This window comes from Ramlibacter cellulosilyticus (assembly GCF_014297465.1).
Taxonomy (GTDB): domain Bacteria; phylum Pseudomonadota; class Gammaproteobacteria; order Burkholderiales; family Burkholderiaceae_C; genus Ramlibacter; species Ramlibacter cellulosilyticus.
Genome location: NZ_JACORT010000001.1, coordinates 174,317 through 199,982, shown reverse-complemented (window position 1 = coordinate 199,982; position 25,666 = coordinate 174,317). Strand labels below are relative to the sequence as shown.

General features: G+C 70.4%; 22 protein-coding genes. 8 read left to right on the top strand and 14 right to left on the bottom strand.

Annotated elements, in window-relative coordinates; genetic code table 11:
• Positions 1-13 precede the first annotated feature (13 nt).
• Positions 14-2,743, top strand: coding sequence for a PAS domain-containing hybrid sensor histidine kinase/response regulator (locus H8N03_RS00970; protein WP_187074249.1), 2,730 nt, complete (start codon positions 14-16; stop codon positions 2,741-2,743).
• A 114-nt stretch (positions 2,744-2,857) separates the two neighbouring features.
• Positions 2,858-3,097 (top strand): DUF2158 domain-containing protein, encoded by a 240-nt coding sequence (locus tag H8N03_RS00965; protein ID WP_187074248.1) that lies wholly within the window; start codon positions 2,858-2,860, stop codon positions 3,095-3,097.
• A gap of 10 nt (positions 3,098-3,107) precedes the next feature.
• Here the strand turns inward: H8N03_RS00965 and H8N03_RS00960 are convergent, their stop codons facing one another.
• Complete coding sequence (locus tag H8N03_RS00960) at positions 3,108-3,377, bottom strand: hypothetical protein (protein WP_187074247.1); 270 nt, start codon at positions 3,375-3,377, stop codon at positions 3,108-3,110.
• Positions 3,374-3,781, bottom strand: coding sequence for a four-helix bundle copper-binding protein (locus H8N03_RS00955; RefSeq protein ID WP_187074246.1), 408 nt, complete (start codon positions 3,779-3,781; stop codon positions 3,374-3,376). The genes H8N03_RS00960 and H8N03_RS00955 overlap by 4 nt, the downstream gene beginning before the upstream one ends.
• A gap of 278 nt (positions 3,782-4,059) precedes the next feature.
• On the opposite strand from H8N03_RS00955, the gene H8N03_RS00950 reads away from it, so the two are divergent.
• Together H8N03_RS00950 and H8N03_RS00945 are read left to right on the top strand one after the other, a co-directional pair.
• A complete protein-coding gene (locus H8N03_RS00950; RefSeq protein WP_187074245.1) occupies positions 4,060-5,307 on the top strand; it encodes an MFS transporter in 1,248 nt (415 codons plus the stop codon).
• Positions 5,308-5,408: 101 nt separating this feature from the next.
• A complete protein-coding gene (locus H8N03_RS00945) occupies positions 5,409-5,576 on the top strand; it encodes a hypothetical protein (RefSeq protein WP_187074244.1) in 168 nt (55 codons plus the stop codon).
• Positions 5,577-5,580: 4 nt separating this feature from the next.
• Here the strand turns inward: H8N03_RS00945 and H8N03_RS00940 are convergent, their stop codons facing one another.
• Genes H8N03_RS00940 through H8N03_RS00925 form a run of 4 tightly spaced genes read right to left on the bottom strand, consistent with a single transcriptional unit; the run spans position 5,581 to position 9,566 of the window.
• Positions 5,581-6,558, bottom strand: coding sequence for a quinone oxidoreductase family protein (locus H8N03_RS00940; protein WP_187074243.1), 978 nt, complete (start codon positions 6,556-6,558; stop codon positions 5,581-5,583).
• A gap of 11 nt (positions 6,559-6,569) precedes the next feature.
• Positions 6,570-7,553 (bottom strand): Bug family tripartite tricarboxylate transporter substrate binding protein, encoded by a 984-nt coding sequence (locus tag H8N03_RS00935; protein ID WP_187074242.1) that lies wholly within the window; start codon positions 7,551-7,553, stop codon positions 6,570-6,572.
• 35 nt (positions 7,554-7,588) lie between these two features.
• On the bottom strand, positions 7,589-8,782 hold the full coding sequence (locus tag H8N03_RS00930) for a CaiB/BaiF CoA transferase family protein (protein WP_187074241.1): 1,194 nt from the start codon (positions 8,780-8,782) through the stop codon (positions 7,589-7,591).
• A gap of 1 nt (position 8,783) precedes the next feature.
• A complete protein-coding gene (locus H8N03_RS00925) occupies positions 8,784-9,566 on the bottom strand; it encodes an enoyl-CoA hydratase/isomerase family protein (RefSeq protein WP_187074240.1) in 783 nt (260 codons plus the stop codon).
• A 71-nt stretch (positions 9,567-9,637) separates the two neighbouring features.
• Here H8N03_RS00925 and H8N03_RS00920 point away from each other — a divergent pair, with 71 nt between their 5' ends.
• Positions 9,638-10,393, top strand: coding sequence for an IclR family transcriptional regulator (locus H8N03_RS00920; protein ID WP_187074239.1), 756 nt, complete (start codon positions 9,638-9,640; stop codon positions 10,391-10,393).
• Between the two features lie 15 nt (positions 10,394-10,408).
• On the opposite strand, the gene H8N03_RS00915 is transcribed toward H8N03_RS00920, so the two are convergent.
• From H8N03_RS00915 to H8N03_RS00880, 8 genes are all read right to left on the bottom strand, one after another.
• Complete coding sequence (locus H8N03_RS00915) at positions 10,409-11,341, bottom strand: electron transfer flavoprotein subunit alpha/FixB family protein (protein WP_187074238.1); 933 nt, start codon at positions 11,339-11,341, stop codon at positions 10,409-10,411.
• Positions 11,342-11,497: 156 nt separating this feature from the next.
• On the bottom strand, positions 11,498-12,268 hold the full coding sequence (locus H8N03_RS00910; RefSeq protein ID WP_187074237.1) for an electron transfer flavoprotein subunit beta/FixA family protein: 771 nt from the start codon (positions 12,266-12,268) through the stop codon (positions 11,498-11,500).
• A gap of 19 nt (positions 12,269-12,287) precedes the next feature.
• Positions 12,288-13,646, bottom strand: a complete 1,359-nt coding sequence (locus tag H8N03_RS00905; protein WP_187074236.1) for an MmgE/PrpD family protein — start codon at positions 13,644-13,646, stop codon at positions 12,288-12,290.
• Positions 13,647-13,648: 2 nt separating this feature from the next.
• Positions 13,649-14,839, bottom strand: a complete 1,191-nt coding sequence (locus H8N03_RS00900; RefSeq protein WP_187074235.1) for an acyl-CoA dehydrogenase family protein — start codon at positions 14,837-14,839, stop codon at positions 13,649-13,651.
• Positions 14,836-15,810 carry a hydroxymethylglutaryl-CoA lyase gene (locus tag H8N03_RS00895; protein ID WP_187074234.1) on the bottom strand — a complete coding sequence of 325 codons (975 nt, stop codon included), beginning with the start codon at positions 15,808-15,810 and terminating at the stop codon, positions 14,836-14,838. Before H8N03_RS00895 ends, H8N03_RS00900 begins: the two co-directional genes overlap by 4 nt.
• 11 nt (positions 15,811-15,821) lie before the next feature.
• Positions 15,822-16,628: an enoyl-CoA hydratase/isomerase family protein gene (locus tag H8N03_RS00890; protein ID WP_187074233.1), complete on the bottom strand. Its 807-nt coding sequence runs from the start codon at positions 16,626-16,628 to the stop codon at positions 15,822-15,824.
• Positions 16,625-17,749, bottom strand: coding sequence for a CaiB/BaiF CoA transferase family protein (locus H8N03_RS00885; protein ID WP_354005079.1), 1,125 nt, complete (start codon positions 17,747-17,749; stop codon positions 16,625-16,627). Before H8N03_RS00885 ends, H8N03_RS00890 begins: the two co-directional genes overlap by 4 nt.
• 101 nt (positions 17,750-17,850) lie before the next feature.
• The gene (locus tag H8N03_RS00880) at positions 17,851-21,453 is read right to left on the bottom strand and encodes an indolepyruvate ferredoxin oxidoreductase family protein (protein ID WP_187074231.1); all 3,603 of its coding nucleotides are present in this window, start codon (positions 21,451-21,453) and stop codon (positions 17,851-17,853) included.
• 163 nt (positions 21,454-21,616) lie between these two features.
• On the opposite strand from H8N03_RS00880, the gene H8N03_RS00875 reads away from it, so the two are divergent.
• From H8N03_RS00875 to H8N03_RS00865, 3 genes are read left to right on the top strand one after another with little or no spacing between them, the layout of a single operon-like run.
• On the top strand, positions 21,617-23,215 hold the full coding sequence (locus H8N03_RS00875; RefSeq protein ID WP_187074230.1) for a GMC family oxidoreductase: 1,599 nt from the start codon (positions 21,617-21,619) through the stop codon (positions 23,213-23,215).
• 29 nt (positions 23,216-23,244) lie between these two features.
• Positions 23,245-24,237, top strand: coding sequence for a tripartite tricarboxylate transporter substrate-binding protein (locus H8N03_RS00870; protein ID WP_187074229.1), 993 nt, complete (start codon positions 23,245-23,247; stop codon positions 24,235-24,237).
• Positions 24,234-25,658 carry an aldehyde dehydrogenase family protein gene (locus H8N03_RS00865; RefSeq protein ID WP_187074228.1) on the top strand — a complete coding sequence of 475 codons (1,425 nt, stop codon included), beginning with the start codon at positions 24,234-24,236 and terminating at the stop codon, positions 25,656-25,658. Before H8N03_RS00870 ends, H8N03_RS00865 begins: the two co-directional genes overlap by 4 nt.
• Positions 25,659-25,666 lie beyond the last annotated feature (8 nt).

Genomic DNA, 25,666 nt, shown 5'->3' with positions numbered 1-25,666 from the left:
TTCCGCGCTGTCCATGTCCTCGAACCCTCCCCCAGCCGACCTGACGGACCCTTCCGTCCTGAAGGAAGCCCTCGACGTCTCGGGCGTCGGCGTGTGGACGTGGGACCTCGCGACCGACGCGGTCACCTGGTCGGACCAGAGCTATCGCATCCACGGCATGGCGCCGGGGCAGTTCGCCCTGACCGGCACGGCCTTCTTCCAACTGGTCCATCCGGCCGACCGCGAACACATGGAAGCCACGGTGCGCTCCGCGCTGGCCCGGAACGCGCTGTACGAGTGCGAATTCCGCATCCTGCGGCCGGGCGGCGAAGTGGTGTGGGTGGAAGGGCGCGGCCGCGGCCGCTACGCGGAGGACGGCCGGCTGCTCGCCATGATCGGCACCATCGCCGACATCTCCGCGCCCAAGCGCACCGAGCAGGCGATGCAGGCCGCGCTGGAAGCCAGCGCCGCCGGCACCTTCCACTGGGACATGCGCAGCGATTCGCTCCGGTGGGACGCCGCGCTGGACCGCCTCTTCGGCCTGCGGCCGGGCGAGGTCGTGCAATCGCTCGCGCAGTTCGTGGCGCTCGTCCACCCCGACGACCGCGCGGGCGTCATCGCACGCTGCGAGCGCTGCCGCACCGAAGGCGCGGCGTTCGAGATGGAGTTCCGCGTGGTCCGGCCCGACGGCAGCCTGCGCTGGCTCTACGACCGCGGCCGGACCTTCAGCGACTCGCAGGGACGCCCCGTCACCATGACCGGGGCCTGCGTCGACATCACGCACCGCAAGGGCACCGAGCTCGCGTTGCGGCGCAGCGAAACCTTCTACCGCCAGGCCCTCGAGTCGCTGCCGGGCCTGACCTTCACCTGCGGCGCGGACGGCGCCGTCGACTACCTGAGCGAGCAGTGGCAGGAGTTCACCGGCGTTCCGAGCGAGCGCCTGATGGGCGACCGCTGGCCGCTCGTGCTGCACCCGGACGATCGCGCAGCGTCCCTGGCCGGCTGGCAGCAGGCCGTCGCGGAGGGCACTTTCTACGACATCGAATACCGCATCCGGCGGCACGACGGCGAGTACCGCTGGTTCCAGGCGCGCGGCACGCCCATCCGCGACACCGACGGGCGCATCGCCAGCTGGCTCGGCATGGCCGTGGACGTGCATGCGCTGAAGGAGACGCAGGCCGCCCTGCAGGCCGCGGGCGACCGGCTCGTGCGCGCGCAGCGCGCGGGCGGCATCGGCGTGTGGGAACTCGACGAGGGCACCGGGCTCGCGGTCTGGAGCGAAGAAGTGGCCAAGCTCCTCGGCGTGGCGACGGAAAAGCTCGAAGCGATCCCTACGGAGGTCTGGGGCAACGCCCTCCATCCGGACGACGTGCCCCAGATCGAGGCCGGCCTCGCGGCAGCCTGGGAGAGCGGCCGCTTCCACGAGGTGTACCGCGTCGTGCACCCGGACGGCGCCATGCTCTGGCTGGAAGCGGAGGCGCAGGTGGTGCCCGTTTCCGCCGGCCCCGGACGCAGGCTCGCCGGCACGATCCGCGACGTTACCGAACGGCAGGCTGCCGAGGAAGCGCTGCGCAGCGCGGCCCGCATGAAGGACGAGTTCCTCGCGACCCTGGCGCACGAATTGCGCAACCCCCTGGCGCCCTTGCGCACCGGGCTGGAGATCCTGCGCCGCGGCAAGCCCGGTTCGGCGCCGGTCGAGCAGGCACGCGCCATGATGGAGCGCCAGCTGGGACACATGGTGCGGCTGGTCGACGACCTGCTGGACATCTCGCGCATCAGCCGCGGCCACATCGAGATCCGGCACGACCCGGTGGAGGTGGGCACCGTCGTCGCGCATGCGGTGGAGGGCTCGCGCCAGCTCGTCGAATCGAAGAGGCACACCCTGGAGCTCGAGCTGGACACGGAGGCGCTGTGGGTCGAAGGCGACCTCACGCGCCTCGCGCAGGTCGTCGGCAACCTGGTGAACAACGCCGCCAAGTACACCGCGCCCGGCGGGCGCATCCGCGTGGGCTCGCGCCGGCGCGGCGAGCAGGTGGAGATCTACGTCGCGGACAACGGCTCCGGCATAGACGCCGCGGTGCAGCCGCGCGTCTTCGACCTCTTCATGCAGGTGGAGGGCACGCGCCGGCATTCGCAGGGCGGGCTGGGCGTCGGGCTCGCGCTCGTGCGGCGGCTGGTCGAACTGCATGGCGGTTCCGTGACGGTGCAGAGCGCCGGCATCGGCCACGGGAGCACGTTCTTCGTGACGTTGCCGCAGGCGGCGGCCTTCCCCCGCGCGGCCATCGCGCCCGCGGCCGCCGCCGACGCTCAGGCGCAGGTGGCGGGGCGGCGCGTGCTCGTCGTCGACGACAACGTCGATGCGGCCGAGACGCTGGAGACGATGCTGGCGCTGGCCGGCCACGCCACGCGCACCGCCCATGACGGCCACGCGGCCATCGAAGTCGCGCGCGACTTCCTGCCGGACGTCGTGTTCCTGGACATCGGCCTGCCCGGCATCAGCGGGCTGGACGTCGCCCGGCGCTTCCGCGGCGACCCGGCCCTGGCCGGCGCGTTCCTCGTCGCCCTCACCGGCTGGGGAACGGAGGACGACAAGCGCATGTGCCTGGAATCCGGCTTCGACCTGCACCTCACCAAGCCGGTGGACATCGCGGCCGTGGAGCGGGCCCTGGCGGGCTGGACGGGGTTCAGCGTCGCCGACGCGGACAGGCCGGAAGAGCGCGAACCCGCGCCCGCCGCCGGCGTCGTCCGGCCGCTGCCGCGGTGATGGCACCAGGGCGGTGTGTGGAAGATGTCACGGGGTGATGTAACTCCTTCCGGATGAGCACACACGCAACGCACACTGCATGACAATTGCTGGACTGTCAGGGTGATCAGACAAATGCAGTACGACCACGGATTTAAGGCAGGCGACCAGGTCCGGCTGAAGGCCGGCGGACCGACGATGTCCGTCGAATTGCTGGTCGGCAACCTGCTGCTTTGCGCGTGGGTCGATCCCGCCGGCCGCTCGCGCCGGGGCACCTTCTCCTGGCACCAGCTCCAATCCATGGACGCGCCGCTCTGGCTCGACGCCCTGCAGCGGCTGTCGGCGCGCTGGTCCGTGGTGGCGGCCACGCACTGAGGCGCCGAAGCTAGAACGCGGCGTAGTACTTGCGCTGCCCGCCGCGCGGGCGGAACACGTCGGCGCCGCATCTCCCGCATCGATACAGCCGGAAGAGGAACACGGGGCGCATCCACAGGGGCCGGCGGATGCGCTGCAGGTGGCGCGTGCCGCATCCGCAAGCGATCAGCTTCAGGCGACGGTAGCCGTCACCGGCCGCGCGCTTCGCGGAATCGGGCTCCTCCGCGAAGGCGGTCTTCGCGAAGTCGCCGTGCCAGGAATGGATGAAGACGCGCGTCATGCTTCCAGGTTGTGGAAGTCCGTGTCGCGGCTGGCCTCGATGGCCTGCCGGGCGAAGTGCGCGACGTGGTCGACCACGGCCTGGCACGCGATCGCGCACCGCATGCACGCGCGCGTGACGAGGCTCCAGGCTGCCGGCGGCATGTGCTCCGGGCGTTCTCCGCTGGCGCACTGGGAGCAGGTCTCCGCGCACCAGCGCAGCAACTCCAGGTCGCCATCGCCCTCGCGCACGGCGGCAACCACCAGGCTGCAGACCGCGCCGCAGGACACCAGGGCCAGGTGGCCCGCCGCATAAGGTTCGGTGCCCGGGCGCGTATAGGAATCGTCCGCCGCAAGGGCGGCGTCGCATGCGGCCGCGCACACTTCGGCGGCCTGGGCGCAGCGCTGCATCGATGCGATCGTCACGACGCTGCTCCCGGGAAGAAGGCCAGGGTGGCCGGTACTGCTTGATTCATCCCGATGACTCCAGGCGGTCGCCCCCCGGACGCCGGATCACGTCCGCGACAACCTTGGGCGAAGCTTACTGTCGAGTTGCCACCCGGGAAAGAAGGCGATCGCTTTAACCCTGAACACCTACCATGGCCCCACGCCAGCACCGACACGGCCCGGCTGGCAAGATCGCCGCACGGGACTTGCTTCCCGCCTCCTGCCCGCGTCCCGCGGCGCCTCCCGCAGAACAACGAATGACTTCACCTCGGCTCCAGCCGGACCAGGGCCCTGCCCTGGACGGCGGCACGGCAGTTCCCTCGTCCCCTTCTTCCAGCGACGCGCGCCTGCTGCGCGCCGTGCTGGCGCTCGGCGTCGGCGGGTTTTCCATCGGCACGGGCGAGTTCGTGATCATGGGGCTGCTGCCCGAGGTCGCGCGCGACATCGGCGTCAGCATCCCGCAAGCCGGCCACGTGATCAGCGCCTACGCGCTCGGCGTCGTGATCGGTGCGCCCGCGCTGGCCGTGCTCGCCGCCGGATGGGGACGGCGTGCGCTGCTCATCGCGCTGATGGCGGCCTACGCGCTGGCGAACATCGGCTCGGCGCTCGCGCCCGGCTACCTGTCGCTCAACGTGCTGCGCTTCCTCTCCGGCCTGCCGCACGGCACCTATTTCGGCGTGGCGGCACTGGTCGCTGCATCGCTGGCGCCACCGGGGCGACGCGCGCGCGCCGTGGGCCTCGTGATGCTGGGACTCACGGGCGCGACGCTCGTGGGCGTGCCGATCGCCTCCGCGCTGGGCCAGCATTTCGGCTGGCGCGCCGCCTTCGTGTTCGTGGGCTTGATCGCCGCGCTCGCCGTGGTGCTCTTGCGCTACGGCGTGCCGCACATCCCGGCGGAGCCGGGTGCGGGCGCCTGGCGCGAGCTGCAGGCCCTGCGCAACAAGCACGTGTGGCTCACGCTGGGCATCGGCGCGATCGGCTTCGGCGGCATGTTCTCCGTCTTCAGCTACATCAAGCCGACGCTGACCGAAGTGGCCGGCCTGCCGCTCGCGCAGGTGCCGCTGGTGCTGGCGCTGTTCGGCACCGGCATGGTGGCCGGCAACATCGCCGGCGCGCGGCTGGCGGACCACTCGCTGATGCGCACCATCGGCGGGCTGCTGGTGTGGGCGGTGGTCGTGCTCGGCGCCTTCACCTTCGCGGCGGAGCACGTCGTCACCGCCGCGGCGGGCACCTTCCTGATCGGCACCATCGTGGCCATCGGGCCGGCGCTGCAGATCCGGCTGATGGACGTCGCGGGCGAGGCGCAGACGCTCGCGGCGGCGCTGAACCACTCCGCCTTCAACATGGCCAACGCACTGGGCGCCTGGCTGGGCGGCGTGACGATCAGCGCGGGGCTGGGCTGGACTTCGACGGGCTGGGTGGGCGCGCTGCTGGGGATCGCGGGCCTGGGCATCTTCGCGCTCGCGGTGCGGGCCGAGCGGCAGGCGCGGGCTTCGGGCAAGTAGCGGCTCAGGAGCGCGCTCCTACCGGAACTTGCCTTCGAATCTCACAGGGCGGTGCGGGGGCGGGCTTTACCTTGCTGGAAAACTTCAGCAAGGAAAGCCACATGCCCCAGTCGAGCAAGGACAACCAGGGTGGGAAGACCCACGCCGGCAAGAAGACGCACTCCAGCGGCGCCGTTTCGGAGAAGGCTGCAGCGAAAAAGGGCGGGCGGTCGGGCGCATCGCCGACCGGGCCGAACAAGCACGGGGAGAAGAGGACGACGCCGAAGTGACGTCCTAGTCCACCCGCAGCACGATCTTCCCCAGGTGCGCGCCCGCCTCCATCGCGCGCCGCGCCTCGTCGAGCGCCTCGAAGGGATAGGCCTGGTCCACCAGCGGAACGACGCGTCCCGCCTCCATCAGCGGCAGCAGGTCACGCCGGAATTCCGCCGCGGCATCGACGCGATGCCGCACCGTGCGCATCTTGTTCGACACCCCGAACAGCTGCAGCCGCTTCTTGTGCAGCGCCATCAGGTCGAGTTCGGCGCGCACGACGCCGTCCACGTAGCCCACGGTCGCGAGCCGCCCTTCGAAGCCCAGCGCCTCCACGCACGCAGCGAACACCGAGCCGCCGACGGTGTTGACCACGAGGTCCACGCCGCGGCCGCCGCTCGCCTCCAGCACCGCCGGCACGAAGTCCGGCGCGCGCGTCGCGAGCGCGACGTCGAGCCCCATGGCCTGCAGCCGCTGCAGCTTGGCCGGCGAGCCGGAGGTCCCCATCACGCGTGCACCCAGCGCCTTGGCCACCTGCAAGGCCGCGACGCCCACGCCGGAGGAGATGCCGGTGACCAGCATCCACTCGCCGGCGCGCAGGCGTCCTTGCGCGATGAGCATGTCGTGGGCGGTCAGGTAGGTCACGTAGGCGCAGGCGGCCTGCTCCCACGATAGCGCTTCGGGCACGACGAAGGCTTCGCCCGCCTGCATGAGCCCGTGCTCCGCGAAGGCGCCGTCGCAGCGGCCCATCACGCGCTGGCCCACCGCGAAGCCGGCCACGCCTTCGCCGACGGCCGTCACTTCGCCCGATGCTTCGAAGCCCGCCGGCCGCGCCGCCGCACCGGCGGCATGCAGGCCGTGCCCCGCGATGAACTCGCCGCGGTTCAGCGCCGCGGCGCGGATGCGCACCGCCAGTTGTCCGGCGCCGGGCCGGGGCACCGGCACCTCGCGCATCTCGAGCTTCATGGCGCCCGCTTCGGTGCGGATCCACCATGACCGCATGCCGGCCTCGCTCATTCGCGTTCGATCCGGGCCTGCTGCACCACGCGCGTCCAGCGCTCCATGTCGCGCCTGATCTCGGCGCCGAACTGGTCGGGCGCGACGACGCGCACGTCGTAGCCTGCCTTGTTCAGGCGTCCCACCAGCTCGGGGTCGCGCATCGCCTGCTCGGAGACCTGCTGCAGCTTCGCGAGCACCGGCTTCGGCACGGCGGACGGCGCCAGCACCCCGTACCAGACTTCGTAAGGGTCGGCCACGATGCCGCTCTCGATCGCGGTCGGCACGTCGGGCAGGTCGTTGGTCCGCTGCGCGCCCGTCACCGCCAGCACGCGCAGCTTCCCGGACTGCGCGTACGGCACCATGGGCGCCGCGGTGGAGATGATGAAGTCCACCTGCCCGCCCACGGTGTCGGCCATCGCGGGCGCGGTGCCCTTGTAAGGCACGTGGTTCAGCTTGGCGCCGGTGTTGAGCGCCATCAGCTGGCCGTACAGGTGCGGACCGGTGCCGACGCCGGGGGAGGCGTAGTTCAGCGACTTCGTCTTCGCGAGCGCGATCAGCTCCTTGAGCGTCTTGGCCGGCACCGAGGGATGCACGGCGATCGCCGAGGCGGAACTCGCCACGCGCGCCACCGGCACGAAGTCGCGGATCGAGTCGAACCGCAGCGACTTGAACAAGGCGGGGTTCGTGGCGAGGAACTCGTTGCCGAACAGCAGCGTGTAGCCGTCGGCGGCCGCGCGCGCGGCGAGTTCGGCGCCGATGTTGCCGGAGGCGCCGGGACGGTTGTCGATGACCACCGGCTGGCCCAGCAGCGTCGCCAGCTTCTCGCCGAAGGCACGCGCCGCGTTGTCGGCGCCGCCGCCCGGCGGGAACGGCACGATCATCTTGATGGGCCGCTCCGGCCAGGACTGTGCGAATGCGCCGCGCGCGGCGAGGGCCGAGAGGCCGAGGGCCAGCACGCTTCTGCGGCCGATGCGGCCCGAACGGGAATCGAACGTCATTTCCTTGTCTCCTTTGTTTCGCCTGGTTCGCGTTTCTACACGACGCCCTGCTCGCGCAGGCGCCGGATCTCGTCTTCGCCGTAGCCGGCCTCGCGCAGCACCTCGTCGCTGTGCTCGCCGCACTCGGGCGCGGCAGTCTGCACGGAGGCCGGTGTGCGCTGCAATTGCACGGGCTGCGTGACGAAGGTGCAGGTCTTTCCCGCGCGCGTCGTCGCCTGCGCGGTGGCCCGCATGTGGCGCACCTGCGGGTCCTCGAAGACCTGCGGCACGGTGTACAGCGGCCCCGCCGGGACGCCGGCGCGGTTGAGGAGTTCGACCCAGTGCGCCACGGGCTGCGTTGCGAACAGGGCTTCGATCTCCTCGGTGAGCGCAGCGCGGTTGGCAATGCGCGCGCGCTCGCTGGCGAAGCGCTCGTCCTGCAGCCACTGCGGGCGCTGCAGCGCCTCGCAGAAGCGGCGCCAGTTGCCGCTGCCGGCGACCCCCAGGTTGAGGCTGCCGTCCTGCGCGCGGAACAGGCCCATCGGGCTGGCCGTGGGATGGTCGTTGCCGCAAGGCTGCGGCACCGCGCCTTCGTTCAGGTAGCGTGCCGCCTGGAGATCCATCATCGCGATCAGCGTGTGCAGCAGCGAGGCATGGACCCACTGCCCCTCGCCCGAGCGTTCGCGCTCCAGCAGCGCGGCGAAGATGCCGAGGGCGAGGTACAGGCCCGCGCTGGAATCGGCGACGGCGATGCCGGCGCGCACCGGCTGGCCCGGGAAGCCCGTGACCGAGGTCAAGCCGCCCATGCCCTGGATCACCTGGTCGAAGCCGGGGCGCCAGGCATACGGCCCGTCCTGGCCGAAGCCGGAGATGCTGGCCAGCACGATGCGCGGGTTGATGGCCTTCAGCGACTCGTAGTCGAGGCCGAGGCGCTGCTTCACGTCGGGCCGCCAGTTCTCCACCACCACGTCGGCCGACGCGACGAGGCGCCGCAGCACCGCCATGCCTTCCGGCTTCTTCAGGTTGAGCGTCAGCGAGCGCTTGTTGCGGTTGAGGTTCTGGAAGTCGCCGCCTTCGCGGTTGTCCACGAACATGTTGTCGTTGGCGTCGACGCCCGGGGGCGGCTCGATGCGGATCACGTCGGCGCCGAAGTCCGCCAGCATGCGCACGCACGTGGGGCCCGCGCGCACGCGGGAGAGGTCGAGGACGCGGTAGGGTGCGAGCGCCTGGCCTGCCTGGATGCGCGGCATTTCAGCGACCCTTCCACTGCGGCTTGCGTTTCTCCTGGAAGGCGCGCTGCGCCTCGGCGAAGTCCTCGCTGGCCATCGTGCTCGCGGCGCGATCGCGCAACTTCTGCTCGTTCCATTCGCCGCGGGCGAGTTCGTTGAGCGACTGCTTGAGGCTGTCCAGGGCCAGCGGCGAGAGCGATGCGACCTGTGCCGCCAATGCGTCCACGCGGGCAGCCAGCTCCGCGCGCGGCACCAGCTCCTGCACGTAGCCCGCGCGCAGCAGCGCCTGCGCATCGATCGCCTCCGCGGTGAGGAACGCGCGCTTGGCCACGGCCACGCCCAGGCGCGAGACGTAGCGGCGCAGCCCGCTCGCGTAGTAGTGCATGCCCAGCGCGGCGGCCGGCATGCGCATCTCGATGCCTTCGGCGCCGAGCGCGAGGTCGCAGGCGAGCACGAGGTCGGTGGCGCCGCCGTACACGCTGCCTTCCAGCACGCAGATCGTGACGGCGCGCAGCTGTTCCAGCGCGTCGACGACCTGCTCGAACGGCACTTCCGGCGGTCCGGCCTGGAAATCGCCGATGTTGTAGCCGGCGCTGAAGACGGGGCGATCCGGCAGCACCTGCGCATCGAGGACCAGCACCCTCACGGAGGGGTCCGCATCGATCCTGCGGAAGCTCTCCATGAGGAAGGCGAGGTCCTCGTTGTGCAGGCGGTTGCGGTGGGCGGGGCGGCGCAGCGTGATGCGCGCGACGCCCTGCGCCACCTGCAGCTGCGGCGGGCGCGAGTCGGGGGCGGGGGTGCTCATGGCCGCAGCATAGGCGCCGCAGCGTCCGGCCGGGGCAGAATCACGTATGTGATGCAAGATCAGGAGTGTGAATGCCCGAGCCGTCGGTGAAGTCGGCGCGCCGCGCCATGGAGTTGCTGGAGTTCTTCGCGGAATGGCGGCGGCCGGCCAGCGTGAAGGAAGTGTCGCAGTCGCTCGGCTGGCCGCAATCCAGCACCTCGGTGCTGCTGCGGTCGCTGGCGGACGCGGGCTTCTACGACCAGGACGCGCGCACCGGCATGTACTCGCCCAGCGTGCGCATCCTGCTGGCGGCCGAGTGGATCGGCGACCAGCTGTTCAGCGACAAGAGCCTGCTGGACCTGATGGAGAAGGTGCACGGCCAGACCGGCCACACGGTGATGATCGGCGCGCAGCACGGCCTGCACGTGCGCTACCTGCACGTGCTGCAGGCCACGCGGGAAGGCCGCTTCACCGCGAAGACGGGGTCGCTGCGGCCGCTGTTCCGCAGCGCGCCGGGGAAGATGTTGTTGACGCTGAAAGCCGAACGCGAGATCGCCCTGCTCCTGCGCCGCGTGAACGCCACCGAGACGGACCCGCAGCGCGTGCTCACGCTCGAGGAGGTGCTGCGCGATCGCGAGGAAACCCGGCGCAACGGCTACGCCCTCTCGCTGGGCACCTCCGTCGCGGGTGCGGCCGCCCTGGCGATCCTGCTGCCGGTGCCGCGCGGCGAGAAGCCCATGACGCTGAGCGTCGGCGGGCCGATGGGCGAGGTGACGAAGGAGAAGGCGAAGCTGCTGAAGGCGCTGCAGGAAGCCGTGGAGCCGATCCGGGCGGCCGTGGGGAAGTAGGCCGCCCGTGCCGCCTCAGACCGCGTTCTGCAGCTCCGGGACGGCCGTGAACAGGTCCGCCTCGAGGCCGTAGTCGGCCACGCTGAAGATGGGCGCTTCGGGGTCCTTGTTGATCGCGACGATCACTTTCGAGTCCTTCATGCCCGCGAGGTGCTGGATCGCGCCGGAAATGCCGGCTGCGATGTAGAGCTGCGGCGCGACGATCTTGCCCGTCTGGCCGACTTGCAGGTCGTTCGCCGCATAACCCGCATCCACCGCGGCGCGGGAGGCACCGATCGCCGCGCCGAGCTTGTCGGCGAGCGGGGTGAGCACTTCCTGGAACTTCTCGGAAGAACCGAGCGCGCGGCCGCCGGAAACGATGATCTTCGCGGCGGTGAGCTCGGGACGGTCGTTCTTCGCGATCTGCTGGCCGAGGAACCTGGACTTGCCCGCATCCGCTGCGGCAGCCGCCGCCTCGACCGAAGCGCTGCCACCGGTGGCGGCAGCGGGATCGAAGGCCGTCGTGCGCACCGTGATCACCTTCACCTGGTCGGCGCTCTGCACCGTGGCGATGGCGTTGCCGGCGTAGATCGGGCGCTCGAAGGTATCGGCCGCATCGACCTTGGTGATGTCGGAGATCTGCGCGACGTCCAGCTTCGCGGCCACGCGCGGGGCGACGTTCTTGCCGCCGGCGGTGGCCGGGAACAGGATGTGCGAGTAGTTGCCGGCGAGCGCCAGCACCTGGGCGGCGACGTTCTCCGCCAGCCCGTGCTCGAACTGCGCGCCGTCGGCGTGGATCACCTTGGCCACGCCGGCGATCTGCGCGGCGGCCTTGGCAGCTTCGGCGGCATTGGCGCCGGCCACCAGCACGTGCACTTCGCCGCCGCAGGCAGCCGCAGCGGTGACGGTATTCAGGGTCGCGGCCTTGATGGACGCGTTGTCGTGTTCAGCGATGACGAGGGAGGTCATGGGGTGTCCTTGAAGTCGGGGGCGGACATCCGAACGCAAAGGGCGCAAAGGATTCGCAAAGGACGCAAAAGAAAACCTATGAAGTTTTCCTTTGAATCTTTTGCGTTCTTTGCGTAGTTTTTGCGCCCTTTGCGTTCGGATGTCCGTATTCGGCTGTTAGATGACCTTCGCTTCGGTCTTGAGCTTCTGCACGAGGGTGGCCACGTCGGGCACCTTCACGCCGGCGCCGCGCTTGGCGGGTTCGGTGACCTTCAGCGTCTTCAGGCGCGGCTTGACGTCCACGCCCAGGTCCTCGGGCTTGACCGTGTCCAGCTGCTTCTTCTTCGCCTTCATGATGTTGGGCAGCGTCACGTAGCGCGGCTCGTTCAGGCGCAGGTCGGTGGTGACCACCGCGGGCAGCGAGACTTCCAGCGTCTCCAGGCCGCCGTCGACTTCGCGCGTGACCTTCGCCTGGCCCTTGGCGCTTGCGCCACTTGCTGCTTCGACTTCGACCTTGGAGGCGAAAGTGGCTTGCGGCAGGTCGGCCAGCGCCGCCAGCATCTGGCCGGTCTGGTTGCAGTCGTCGTCGATCGCCTGCTTGCCCAGGATCACCAGGCCGGGCTGCTCCTTGTCGACCAGCGCCTTCAGCAGCTTGGCCACGGCCAGCGGCTGCAGCTCCTCGTCGGTCTGCACCAGGATCGCGCGATCGGCGCCGATGGCCATCGCCGTGCGCAGGGTCTCCTGGCACTGCTGCACGCCGCAGGAGACGGCGATCACTTCGGTCGCCACGCCCTTCTCCTTCAGGCGCACGGCTTCTTCCACCGCGATCTCGTCGAAGGGATTCATGCTCATCTTGACGTTCGCGATGTCCACACCCGTGTTGTCCGACTTGACGCGGACCTTCACGTTGTAGTCCACCACCCGCTTGACCGGGACCAGGACCTTCATTCGTTTCTTCCTTCGCTGTTCAATGCGCGGACGCGGCGGCCAGCCGGGCTACGTCGTCCAGGGTTTCCAGCCGCTGCAGGCGGCCGTAGAGGGTGGCGCCGTCGACGCCCGAGGCCGCGGTGCAGTCCATGAACTTGGACTCCAGCTCGCCCGGCAGCAGCGGCCGCGCGAGCCCGCCACGCGTCTCCTCGATGTCGCCACTGTCGAACACGCGGCCGTCGTCCATCTCCACGACCACGCGATCGCTGAGCGAGAGCGTCGGCTCGTGCGGGCAGACGGTGTCCACCGTCGTGATGCGCACCTTGCGCATGAGGGCCTGCACGTCCGCGCGGCGCACGAAGGCGTCCTGAAGTTCCGCCAGCCCCACCTTGCGCACCGCCAACCCCGCGGCCACCGCGAACTCCAGGCTGAACTTCGCTTCCAGCCCCGTGCGCGGATCGTGGTTGCGCAGCATCGAGTCCTGCGTCACGCCGATCGCGGCACGCACCTCGCGGACGCGCTGCGGGTCCAGCGCGTGCTCGCGCGCCAGGTCCAGCACCCCGTCGATCACGCGGTGCGTCGCGAAGCACATCGGGTACTTCTTGACGGTCAGCCCCAGCGTGGCCACGCGCGACAGCTCGCGCAGCGGGCGCTCGCATGGCGAGCGGTCCACCCGCCCGGCCGGCGACAGCGCCGCCAGGAAGCCGGCATGGTGCTCGATCGCATCCGGCGCCGCCGTCATCCCCGCCTGCGCGAGGTTCACCGCGTCGATGCCGTGCGCCGCTGCCTGCCCCGCGTGGAAGGGTTTGGTCATGGTGCCGAAATTCGCGATGAGGCCGCTGGCCAGGCTGCCCGCGATGCCGATGGCATGCTGCGCCTGCGCCGCCGGCAGGCCGCGCAACGCAGCGACAGCCGCCGCGACGGCCACGACGCCGAACACCGCCGTCGGATGCCAGCCCTTGCCGTGGTGCCGGTCCTGGTCGCGGGCGATCAGCTCGCCCCACACCTCGTAGCCCTTCACGTAGGCCTGCATCAGCGCCAGGCCGCCGGCATGCAGGCGCTCGCCTTCGGCCAGCAGCGCGGGCACCAGCACCACGCTCGGGTGGCCCATGAGGCCGACGTCGTCGTAGTCCAGCGCGTGGGCCGCCGTCGCGTTCACCAGCGCGGCGTCGCGCGCCGACGCGCGCTCCGCGCCCAGCAGGACGGAGGCATCGTGCAAGGGCGACCGGGCCGCCTGCACGAAGCCCCGCACCACGCCCGTCACCGGTTCGCCGGCGCCGGCGAGCATCACGCCCACCGTGTCGACGAAGCCGGTGCGCACCGTCCGCAGCACTTCGGGCGAGAGCGCCGGCGCCGGGCCGGCGACGAACTCCGCGATCTGCGCAGTGAGTCCTGCCATGCTCAGTACGACCGCGGCAGGCCCAGCACGTGCTCGGCCACGTACGACAGGATCAGGTTGGTGGAGATCGGCGCCGTGCGCTGCACGCGCGCTTCGCGCCACTTGCGCTCCACGTCGTACTCGCGGGCAAAGGCGAAGCCGCCGTGCGTCTGCATGCAGGCCTCGCCCGCTTCCCACGCGGCTTCGGCGGTGAGCAGCTTGGACAGGTTGGCGAATTCGCCGCAGGGCTGGCCGGCCTGGAACAGCGCGGCGGCCTTGCGCAGCATCAGCTCCGCGGCTTGCGTCTGCGCGTACGACTTGGCAATCGGGAACTGGATGCCCTGGTTCTTGCCGATCGGGCGGTCGAACACCACGCGTTCGTTGGCGTACTTGGTGGCCGTCCTGATGAACCACTTGGCGTCGCCCAGCGACTCGTGCGAGACCAGGATGCGCTCGGCGTTCATGCCGTCCAGGATCACCTTCAGGCCCTTGCCCTCCGGGCCCACCAGGCTGTCGGCCGGGATGCGGAGGTTGTCGAAGAACACTTCGGTCGTGTTGTGGTTGATCATCGCCTTGATCGGGCGGATGGTCATGCCGTTGCCGACGGCCTTGCGCATGTCCACCAGGAACACGGACAGGCCTTCGCTCTTCTTGGCGACCTGCTCGATCGGCGTGGTGCGCGCCAGCAGCAGCATCAGGTCGGAGTACAGCGCGCGCGAGGTCCAGATCTTCTGGCCGTTGATCACGTACTCGTCGCCCTCCCGCACGGCGCGGGTCTTGAGCTTGGTGGTATCGGTGCCGGAGGTCGGCTCGGTCACGCCGAAGGCCTGCAGGCGCAGTTCGCCGCTGGCGATCCTGGGCAGGTACTTGTCCTTCTGCGCGGGCGTGCCGTGCCGCAACACGGAACCCATGGTGTACATCTGCGCGTGCGTGGCACCGGCGTTGGCGCCGGAAGCGTGGATCTCTTCCAGGATCACGCCGGCCGCGCGCAGCGGGAGACCGGCGCCGCCGTACTCCTCCGGGATCAGCGCGGCCAGGAAGCCGGCTTCCGTCATGGCCTGGACGAACTCGGAGGGGTAGGCCTCCTTCTCGTCCTTCTCGCGCCAGTAGCTGCCGGGGAAGTCGGCGCAGATGCGGCGCACGCTCTCGCGGATCTCGGGATAGTCCTCGCCCAGGTCCATGCTGACGTGGGCGGTGCTCGTGTCTTGGGTCATGCTGCGGTGCTCAGGTTGGATGCGTGTTGGACGATGCCGCGGGCGGCGGCCGGGACGTACTGGCGCGGCAGGCCGGCGCGGGCGACGCCGCCGTACAGCGGCGTGGCGGGGAGGTGGCGCGCGATGATCTCGCGCACGTGCACGAGGCGCTCGATGTCGACGCCGGTGCGCAGGCCCATGGACTCGAGCAGGAAGCACAGGTCTTCCATCACGATGTTGCCCGTGGCGCCCGGCGCGAACTGGCAGCCGCCGAGGCCGCCGAGGGAGGCCTCGAAGCGGCGCACGCCCGTCTCCAGCGCGGCGACCACGTTGGCGAGGCCGAGGCCGCGCGTGTCGTGGAAGTGGGCGCTGACCGGAACGGGCCCGACGGCTTCCTGCACCGCCTTGAAGGTGCGGCGGACCAGCGTCGGATCCGCATGGCCCACGGTGTCGGCGATCATGATCTCGTCGGCGCCCGCTTCGGCCAGGGCGACGCCCCAGCGCACCACGTCCTCCAGCGGCACCGCGCCTTCGTAGGAGCAGCCGAGCGCGGACGACAGCCCGCCCACCAGCCACGGCCGGTTCTCGCGGGCGCGCGCCGCCTCGACGATGCGCGCGAAGTCGGCCACCGACTCCTCGCGCTCGCGGCGCACGTTCTTCAGGTTGTGCGTGCGGCTGACGGAGAGCACGTAGTTGACCTTGTGCACGCCCAGCTCGAAGGCACGCTCGGCACCCTTCATGTTGGGCGCCAGCGCCACGATGGTGAGGCCCTCCACCTGGTGCGCGGCCTCCACCACCTGCTGCGCGTCGACGAACTGCGGCACGAGCTTGGGCGGGACGAGCGAGGTGACCTCGATCTCGCGCATGCCCGCGGCGAACTCCGCGCGCATCCAGTCGATCTTGCCCTCGGTCGGGAAGAAGGTCTCCAGCGACTGCAGGCCGTCGCGCAGGCCGACTTCGGTGACGACGACGTCGATGTCCTTGTTGTCCATGTGCGTCTCCTTCAGCGGCCCTGGAACACCGGCTTGCGCTTCTCGGCGAAGGCACGCACGCCTTCCAGCCGGTCCTGCGTGGGCACCAGGCGGTTGTAGGCTTCGATCTCGAAGCGGTAGGCGGTCTGCAGGTCGGACTGCAGGCCGAAGTGGATGGACTTCTTCGCCTGGCGCACGGACAACGGCGCGTTGCCGGCGATGGTTTCGGCCGTCTTCAGCGCTTCGGCCAGCAGCTCCTGCTGCGTGTCGAGCACGCGGTTGACCATGCCCCACTCGCAAGCCTCGCGCGCGCTGAACGGGCGCGCGGACAGGATCAGCTCCTTGGCGCGGCGCTCGCCGACGGCGCGCGCCAGCGTCTGCGTGCCGCCGCCGCCGGGCATGATGCCCAGCTTGACTTCGGACAGCGCGAACTGCGCGTTGGCCGAGGCGTAGACGAAGTCGCAACCCAGCACCGTCTCGCAGCCGCCGCCGTAGGCATAGCCGTTCACCGCGGCGATGACGGGCACCGTGCATTCGAGCAGCGCGAGGAAGCCGCGCTCGAACAGCTCGTGCTGCGCCTGCCACGCCTCGTTGCTCATGCCGTTGCGTTCCTTCAGGTCGCCGCCGGCGCAGAAGGCGCGCTCGCCGGCGCCGGTGAGGATGGCGCAGCGGATGTTCTGCGGAGCCACCGTCAGCCGCGTCCACACGTCCAGCAGGTCGTGCCCCATCTGCGTGGTGATCGCGTTCATCGCCTCGGGGCGGTTGATCGTGACCTGCAGCACGTGGTCGCCATGCTGCGCGAGCTGCAGCGTCTCGTAGTTCCGGATTTCGAAGCTCATGCCTGGCGCGCCTCCTCCTGCGCGGTGATGGTGTCGGTGTGCTCGCCCAGCGAAGGAGCCGCACTGCGCGCCTGCGGCCGGCGGCCGTTGAAGGAAACCGGCAGCCCGATCAGCGGGATGCTGGAGCCGGGCACCTGCTGCACGATGCCGAGCGCGCGCGTCTGCTCGTGCTCCAGCATCTGCCTGGCGTTCTGCACGGGAGCGCAGGGAACGCCGCGCGCATCCAGCAGGGCCTGCCAGTCGGCGTTGGTCCGGCGCAGCATCTCGGCCTCGATCTGTGCATACAGCGCGGTGGCGTTGCGCACGCGCTCGGGGTTGCTCGTGAAGCGCGCGTCTTCCGCGAGGTCGGCACGGCCCATCGCATCGCAGAAGGCCTTGAACAGCTTGTCGTTGCCGGCCGCGACCACGAGCTCGCCGTCGGCAGTCTGGTAGGCGCGGTACGGCACGATGCCGACCTGGCCCGAGCCGACCTTGCGCGGCAGTTCGTCGGACGCGAGGTACTGCGCGGCGTGCATGGTCATCCAGCTGGTCGCCGTCTCGAACAGCGACACGTCGACGACGGAGCCTTCGCCCGACTCCTTGCGGCGCATCAGCGCCGAGAGGATGCCGATCACGGCCCACATGCCGGTGCCCATGTCGATGATCGAGGGGCCGACGCGCACGGATGCGCCCCCTTCGTGGCCCACCACGCTCATGATCCCGCCGAAGGCCTGCATCAGAGGGTCGTAGCCCGGGCGCTCCGCGAGCGGCCCGCGGGCACCGAAGGCGCCCATGTTGCAGTAGACCAGCGAGGGCTTGCGCGCCAGCATGGCGGCCGCGCCGATGCCCAGCGCGTCGACCTGGCCGGGGCGCAGGTTCTGCAGCACGACGTCGGCACGCTCGTCGATGAGGCGCAGCAGCTGCTCGCGGTCGGCGTCGTCGCGCAGGCGGCTCACGACGGACTTCTTGTTGCGGTTGAGGGCCTGGAAGGTGGCGGCGGCGCCATCCACGAAGGGAGGACCCCACTTGCGGGCGTCGTCGCCTTCGGGCTTCTCGATCTTGATCACTTCGGCGCCCAGGTCGGCGAGCACCTGCCCGGCGAACGGCGCGGCCACGCTGTGGCCCATCTCGACGACGGTGATGCCGGCCAGCGGGGCATGGGGTTGGGTAGCGGCTTGGATGGTGTCTCTCCTGCTTCGGGAAGGGATTATCCGTAATGTCCGGACATTTGTCGACGAAGACCCTACGCGCTCACTGCACGGGCGACGTCAACGGGCAGCGGCGCAGGCTCTGCGGCAGCTTGCGACAGCTTCGCCAGCAGGGCCGGCGCCTTTGCCTTCGCCTCGTCGATGGCGCGCAGCTTGATGTCCTCGTAGCCGCGCACCTGGTCCGGCAGCGCGAGCAGTTCCGCGACCGCTTCCCAGTTGGCGAGCGTGAGGCGCGGCAGCACGTCGGCCACGAGCTGGCGGTACCAGTCGGCCCACGCGCGCTCGGCGCGGCGCACGTGCATGTAGCCGAACGGGTCGAACGCGGTGCCGCGCACGAAGCGCAGCTTCGCCAGGGCGACCAGCGCCGGGCGGAACCACGGGCCGAGGCGCATCTTGCGCTTCATGCCGAAGACGCGCGCGAGCGGGGGCTGCAGGTTGTAGCTGATCCGCGTGCTGCCTTCGAAGGACTCCGCGACGCGCGCGTCGAAGGTCTGCTGCGTCAGCAGGCGCGCGACTTCGTACTCGTCCTTGTACGCGAGCACCTTGTGCAGGTTGCGCACGACGGCCTGCGTGACGGGCATGTTCGATCCCACGCCGGCGACGGCCCGCTCGCGCGCCGCGACCTGGGCGACGGTATCGACGTACGCCTTCGCCAGCCGGCGTCCCTGGTATCCGAGCAGGTCCACCGTCCGCACGTGCAACTGGCGGTTCGCCTCGGCGGGGAGGCCCTCCGCCGCCGCCACGGCCTGCCGCACCCACGCGTGGTCGTCCTGCGAAAGCGACTGCAGCGTCTCGTCGCGGCGGTCCGCCAGGGTGGCGGGCTTGCGCGGCAGCAGTTTCCGCAGCGCACCGGCGTCGTGCTGCGCGAGGCGCCCGGCGCGGAACGCCTGGATGTTCGCGTGCGCCTGCGCGCCGTTCATCCTGATCGCGGTCTCGATGCTCGCCGCGGAGATCGGCAGCAGCCCGGCCTGCCAGGCCGCGCCGATCGCGACCATGTTGGTCATCATGTAGTCGCCGAACAGGCCTTCGGAGATCGCGCGTGCGTCCAGCGTGATCGCGCGGTCGCCGCGCGTAGCGCCGCGGATGGCCTCGACCATCTGCATCGTAGGCAGCACCAGCTTGGGGTCGCGGATCATGCTGCCGTTCGGGAGCACGTTGCTGTTGATCACGGCCGCCGTCCGTCCCGCGTCGCAGCAGGCCAGGTTGGCCTTGTCGACGCCCGCCATCAGGTCGAGCGCGAGGTACAGGTCCGCCTTGCCGGCGCCGACGCGGTTGCCGTGCGGCGCGCGGCCCGCCGGCGCGAGGATCAGGCTGGAGAGCACCGCGCCCCATTTCTGCGCCGCGCCCGTCTGGTCGTAGGTCTTCACCTCCAGGCCGTCGAGCGCCGCCGCCTGCGCGAGGATCGCGTTGGCGGTGAGCACGCCGGTGCCGCCCAGCCCGGGCACGTACACGTGGTACGGACGTTCCAGCGGCGCGACCTGCGGCGCGGGCAGGCCGCTCGCGTCGATCTCCACCTTCTTCGGCTTGCGCGGCCTGGCGCCGCCGACGACGTCCACGGACACGAAGGAGGGGCACTCGCCATTGACGCAGTTCTGGTCCTGGTTGCAGGAGGACTGGTGGATCTGCGTCTTGCGGCCGAATTCCGTGTCCACCTTCTGCAGCGACATGCAGTTGGCCTTCTGGCCGCAGTCGCCGCAGTTCTCGCACACGTCCTCGTTGACGAAGGTGAAGCGCTGCGGCGGCGGCAGCTTGCCGCGCTTCTGCCGGCGGCGCCGCTCGTTGGCGCATTCACCGTCGTACACCAGCACGGTCACGCCGTCGATCTTCTCGAGTTCGACCAGCGACGATTCCAGCTCCTCGGGGCCGCGCACGACCACGCTTGCCGGCAGCGCGCCCTTCCCGTGCCGCTGCACCTCCTTCGTGATCAGGACGATGCGCTTCACGCCGTCCTGCACCAGGTGGTTCAGCAGCACCGGCAGCGAGAAGGCGGCGACCGATTCCTGCCCGCCGGTGTTGGCGATCACGCCATTGAGCAGCAGCTTGAAGGTGATGTTCACGCCGCTGCTGATGGCGTAGCGGATGTTCTGGTAGCTGGAGTGGTACAGCGCGCCGTCGCCGACGTTCTGCACGATGTGCCGGCGGCTCGTGTACGGTGCCAGGCCGATCCAGGGCAGGCCCTCGCCCCCGAGCTGCGTGACGTTCACGATCTTGCGCTCCGGCCGGTCCATCACAGCGGCGATGATGTGGCAGCCCGGTGCGCCCCAGGCCACCTGGCCGGGTGCGAGCCGCGTCGACACGTTGTGCGGGCAGCCGGAGCAGAAGTTGACCGACCGGCCCGGCTGCGCGGGCAGGTTGCGCGCATGCCCCGCCGCCATGCAGCCCAGGCGGTCCTCGGCCTGCGCCGGCAGCACGCCTTCGCGGGCCAGCACGCGGGCCAGGCGTTCGGTGACGATGTCGGCGTTCATGCCGCCCGCGATCGGGAACAACTCGCTGCCATCCGTGTCGCGCTTGCCTACGAGACGCAGCGAGCCGGTGCCCACCAGCGCGCGGCCGACCTGCCGCTCCAGGAAGTCGCGCTTTTCCTCGACCACGATCACGAGGTCCAGGCCCTGGGCGAACTCGCGCACAAAGACGTCGTCCAGCGGGCACAGCAGCGCCACCTTGCCGACGCGGATGCCGGCGGCGTTCAGGTCGCTGTCGTCCTCGAAGCCGAGGTCGTGCAGCGCCTGCATCGCGTCCGCATGGCTCTTGCCGGCCGCCAGGATACCGATGCGGTCGTGGTTGCCCCGTACCGTCACGCGGTCCAGGCGGTTGGCGCGCGCATACGCCAGCACGGCCTCGTGACGCTGCGTGTAGAGCTCGCGTTCGGTGACGATGTTGGTGCCGGGGAAGAACTTGTGGTTGGTGGTCTTGCGGAAGGGCAGCCCGTCGAACTGCACTTCGGGCAGGCGCGGCTGCACGCGCGAGGCCGACAGGTGCACCACTTCGCCGCCGTCGCAGAGCGACCCCACGAGCTTCAGCGCCACCCAGCAGCCGCTGAAGCGCGAGAGCGCCGCCGCATGCAACCCGTAGTCGACGAACTCCTGCACCGAGGACGGGTACAGCACCGGGATGCCGTGGTGCTCGAAGGCGAACTCCATCTGGTACGGCACCGTGGAACTCTTGGCCTCGTGGTCCTCGCCGCTCAGGATCACCACCGCGCCGTGCTCGCTGGTGCCGGCGAAGTTGCCGTGCTTGAGCGCGTCGCCCGAGCGGTCGAGGCCTGGGCCTTTGCCGTACCAGTAGCCGACCACGCCGTCCACGTCCGGGTGCGGGTACTCGTCCAGCATCTGCGTGCCCATGAGCGCGGTGGCGGCGAGCTCCTCGTTCTGCCCCGGCTGGTGCCTGATGCCGTGCGCGTCCAGCACCGGCTGCGCCCGGTGCAAGGCCATGTCGATGCCTCCGAGCGGGGAGCCCGGATACCCGGTGACGTAGGCACGCGTGCGCAGGCCGGCGGCGGCATCAGCCCGCATCTGGTCGACCATCATGCGGATCAGCGCCTGGTTGCCATTGAGGAAGACGCGCCCCTCCAGCAGCTGGAAGCGGTCGTCGAGCGAGGGGACGGCGGGCGCCTGCGGCGCGGTGGAGGAAGTGGTCAAGGGCTTCTCGCATGGGCCGGGTGGGTGCCGGACCTGGGTTGCACATAATGTCCGGACATTTTAGCGCCACCCGAGGGAACCGGAGCGCCGCCGCGGGGTATTCCGCCGCGCGGTCGAACCCGGTTACACTGAATGTACGGACATTCGATAGAACAGCCACAACATGCTCCCCTCGTATGACTACATCGTCGCGGGCGCCGGCACCGCGGGATGCGTGCTCGCCAACCGGCTCTCGGAAGACCCGAACCGCACGGTGCTGCTGCTCGAGGCCGGCCCGCGTCCCCGCAGCCTGTGGGTCGACATGCCCGCCGGCGTGTCCAGGCTCATCTTCCCGGGCCCGCACAACTGGGGCTTCCACACCGAGCCGGAACCCGAACTCCGCAACCGCCGCGTGTATGCGCCCCGGGGCCGCGGCCTCGGCGGCTCCAGCCTCATCAACGGCATGGCCTTCTTCCGCGGCCACCCGCAGGACTACGAGGAGTGGCGCGCGATGGGGCTGGAAGGCTGGGGCTGGGACGACCTGCTCCCCCTGTTCAAGAAGCTGGAACGGCGCGACGCCGCCCGCTCGGCGCAGCGCGGCACGAGCGGCGAGCTGCAGATCTGCGACCCGCTGTACGTGCACGGCTCCACGCGGGAGTTCATGCAGTCCGTGCAGGCCCTCGGCATCCCCTTCAACCCGGACTTCAACGACGGCGGCCCGGATGGCGTGGGCCTGATCCAGTTCAACATCGCCGCCGGCGTGCGGCACAGCGCCGACAAGGCCTTCCTCTACCCGGTCCTCGGGAAGCGCCCCAACCTCACGGTGCTCACGGACGCGCAGGTCGCCCGCGTGCTGCTCGATGAACAGCGCACCGCGACGGGGCTGGAGATCCGCGTCGGCGGCCGCCTCGCGCAGGTCAACGCCCGCCGCGAAGTGATCCTCAGCGCCGGCGCCTTCGGTTCGCCGCAGATCCTGCTGAACTCCGGCATCGGCGCGCCCGACACGCTGCAGCAGGCCGGCATCCCGGTGCGCCACGCGCTGCCGGGCGTGGGCCGCAACCTGCAGGACCACATGTACATCCACCACACCTTCGGCTGCGACGCGGAGAGTTCGCTGAACGCCGACTTCCGGGGCGTGCGGGCGATGATGCACGGCGTGCGCTACCTGCTCGCCAAGCAGGGGCCGCTCACCACCGGCGCCTCGCAGGCCTGCGTGTTCATGCGCAGCAGCGACGCGGTGACCCGCCCCGACCTGCAGATCTGCTTCCGCCCGGTGAGCTGGGCATTCACGCCGAACGGCACGATGGAGATCGGCCGCAACCCGGAACTCACCGTCTCCGTGTGCAACCTGCGCCCGAAGTCGCGCGGGCGCGTGACGGTGGCCGGCGGCGACCCGTTCGCCGCGCCGAAGATCCACGCCAACTACCTCAGCACGTCCTGGGACCGGGACGTGGCGGTGAAGTCCGTGCGCCACGTGCGCTCCATCTTCCAGCACCAGCCGCTGAAGCAGCGCGTGAGCGCGGAGCTCGCGCCCGGCCCGCGTGCGCAGAGCGACGACGAGATCCTCGACTACGTGCGCAACACGGCGCAGTCCATGCACCACTGGGCGGGCAGCTGCAGGATGGGCCGCGACGCGGATGCCGTCGTCGACGCGGAACTGCGCGTCCACGGCGTGCGCGGCCTGCGCGTCGCCGACTGCTCCGTCATCCCGAACATCGTCTCCGCCAACACGAACGCGGTGTCGTTCGTCGTCGGCGAGAAGGCGGCCGCCCTCATCCCCTGAACAACCATCCACCACCGAAGGAGACCCTGATGCAATCCATCCATCGCAGGCACGTCCTGGGCGGGGCAGCCGCCGCCGCCCTGGGCTTCGCGCTGCCCGGCGCGTTCGCCGAGAACCTGCACAAGAACGCGCGCGTCACCGTGGGCTTCCCGCCCGGCGACATGGCCGACAGCGTGGCCCGCCTCGTGCTCGAGCAGGTGCGCGGCAACTACGCGGACGCGATGATCGTGGACAACAAGCCGGGCGCCGCCGCGCGCATGGCCATCACGCAGTTCACGAAGTACAAGGCAGACGGCTCGGAGCTGCTGTTCACGCCCGGCGCGATGATCGTGCTGTTCCCCCACGTCTTCGAGAAGCTCTCGTACGACCCGCTCACCGAGTTGAAGCCGGTGACGAAGATCGCCACCGCGTCGTTCGGCCTCGCGGTGGGCCCCGCGGTTCCCGCGGAAGTGAAGACGCTGGACCAGTACCTGGCCTGGGCGCGCAAGGACCCGAAGAACGCGTCCTACGGTACCAGCGGCGCCGGCACCGGCATCCACCTCACCGCCGAATACCTCGCGCGCCTGACGAAGACGCCCCTGACCATGGTGGCGTACCGCGGCGCCTCGCTCGCCGTGAACGACCTGATCGCCGGCCAGATCCCGGCGCAGATGGCCACCATCCCCTCGCTGATCGAGCACGTGCGCGGCGGCCGCGCCCGCTTCATCGCCGTTTCCAGCGCCGAGCGCCTGAAGAACCTGCCGGACGTGCCGACCTTCAAGGAGCTGGGCCGCCCGGAGCTGGTGACCGACGACTTCTTCGGGTTCTTCCTGCCCGCCAGCGGCTCCAACGAGGCCGCCAACGCGATGAACCGCGCCGTGCTCGCCTCGCTGAAGGATGCCAAGGTCATCGCCGGACTGGAGAGCCTGGGCCTCAACGTGAGCGCCACCGCCACGCCCGCCGAGTTCAGCGCCATGATCGCCCACGAGTACAAGAAGTGGGGCGAGATCGCCAAGCGCATCGACTTCAAGCCGCTCGCATGACGCAGACGCCCTGGAACCACCACATCGGCGGCGCCTTCGTGGCGCCCGCCGGCGGCCAGCATCTCAGCGAGATCGATCCGCGCACGGGCGAAGCTTCGTTCCGCATCGCGCGTGGCGACGCGTCCGACATCGACCGCGCGGTGCAATCCGCCGCGGCAGCGGTGGAGGGCTGGCGCAGCGTGAAGGCGCTGGACCGCGCCCGCGTGCTGCAGAAGATCGCCGTCGCCATCCGCGCGAGCGCGGACGAACTCGCCCGCATCGAGCAGGTCGAGACCGGCAAGCCCCTGCCGCAGGCGCGCGTGGACATCGAGATCGCCGCGCAGTACTTCGAGTTCTACGGCGGCCTCGCGCCGGCCATCGAAGGCGAGACGATCGACATCGGCTCCGGCAAGCTGTGCTACACGCTGAAGGAGCCTTACGGCGTCATCGGCGTGATCACCCCCTGGAACGCGCCCATCAACCAGGCTGCCCGGGCCGCGGCACCGGCCCTGGCTGCGGGCAACGCGGTCGTGGTGAAGCCCTCGGAGTTCACCTCGGTGTCCAGCCTGCGCCTGGCGGAGATCGCCGTCGCGTGCGGCCTGCCGGCGGGCGCGCTCAACGTCGTCACCGGCACGGGCCTCGAAGCGGGCGCCGCCCTCGTCGACCATCCGCTGGTGGCCAAGATCGCCTTCACCGGTTCGCTGCGTGCGGGCCGCGAGATCGGCATCAAGGCGGCGGGCCGCATCCTGCCCGTCACGCTGGAACTCGGCGGCAAGTCGCCCGACATCGTGTTCGCCGACGCGGACCTCGAAGCCGCGGCACGCGGCGCCGCACGCGGCTTCACCGTCAACGCGGGCCAGGCCTGCATCGCCGGCACGCGCATCCTCGTGGATCGCAGCGTGCGCGACCGCTTCGTCGCGCTGCTGAAGGCGGAGGTGGAGAAGCTGAAGGTCGGCGCGGGCGACGATTGCCAGGTCGGCCCCATCATCACCGCCCCGCAGTTCGCGAAAGTCGGCGAGTACCTCGGCATCGCGCGCGAGGAAGGCGCGCAGGTCGTCACCGGCGGCAAGGTGAAGGATGCGAAGGGCTACTTCGTGGAGCCCACCGTGCTGGCAGGCCTGCCGGAAGACTCGCGCGTGGTGCGCGAGGAGATCTTCGGGCCCGTCTGCGCGGTGCTGGACTTCGAGAACGAAGCCGATGCGATCCGCATGGCCAACGACACCAACTACGGCCTGGCCGCGGGGCTGTGGACGCAGAACCTGTCCCGCGCGCACCGCGTGGCCGCACGCCTGCAAGCCGGCCAGGTGTACGTGAACGAGTACCCCTCGGGGGGCGTCGAGACGCCGTTCGGCGGCTACAAGCAGAGCGGCATCGGCCGCGAGAAGGGCCGCGAAGCCCTGGCGCACTACGTGCAGCTGAAGACGGTGATCGTCACGCTGTGACGCACCGG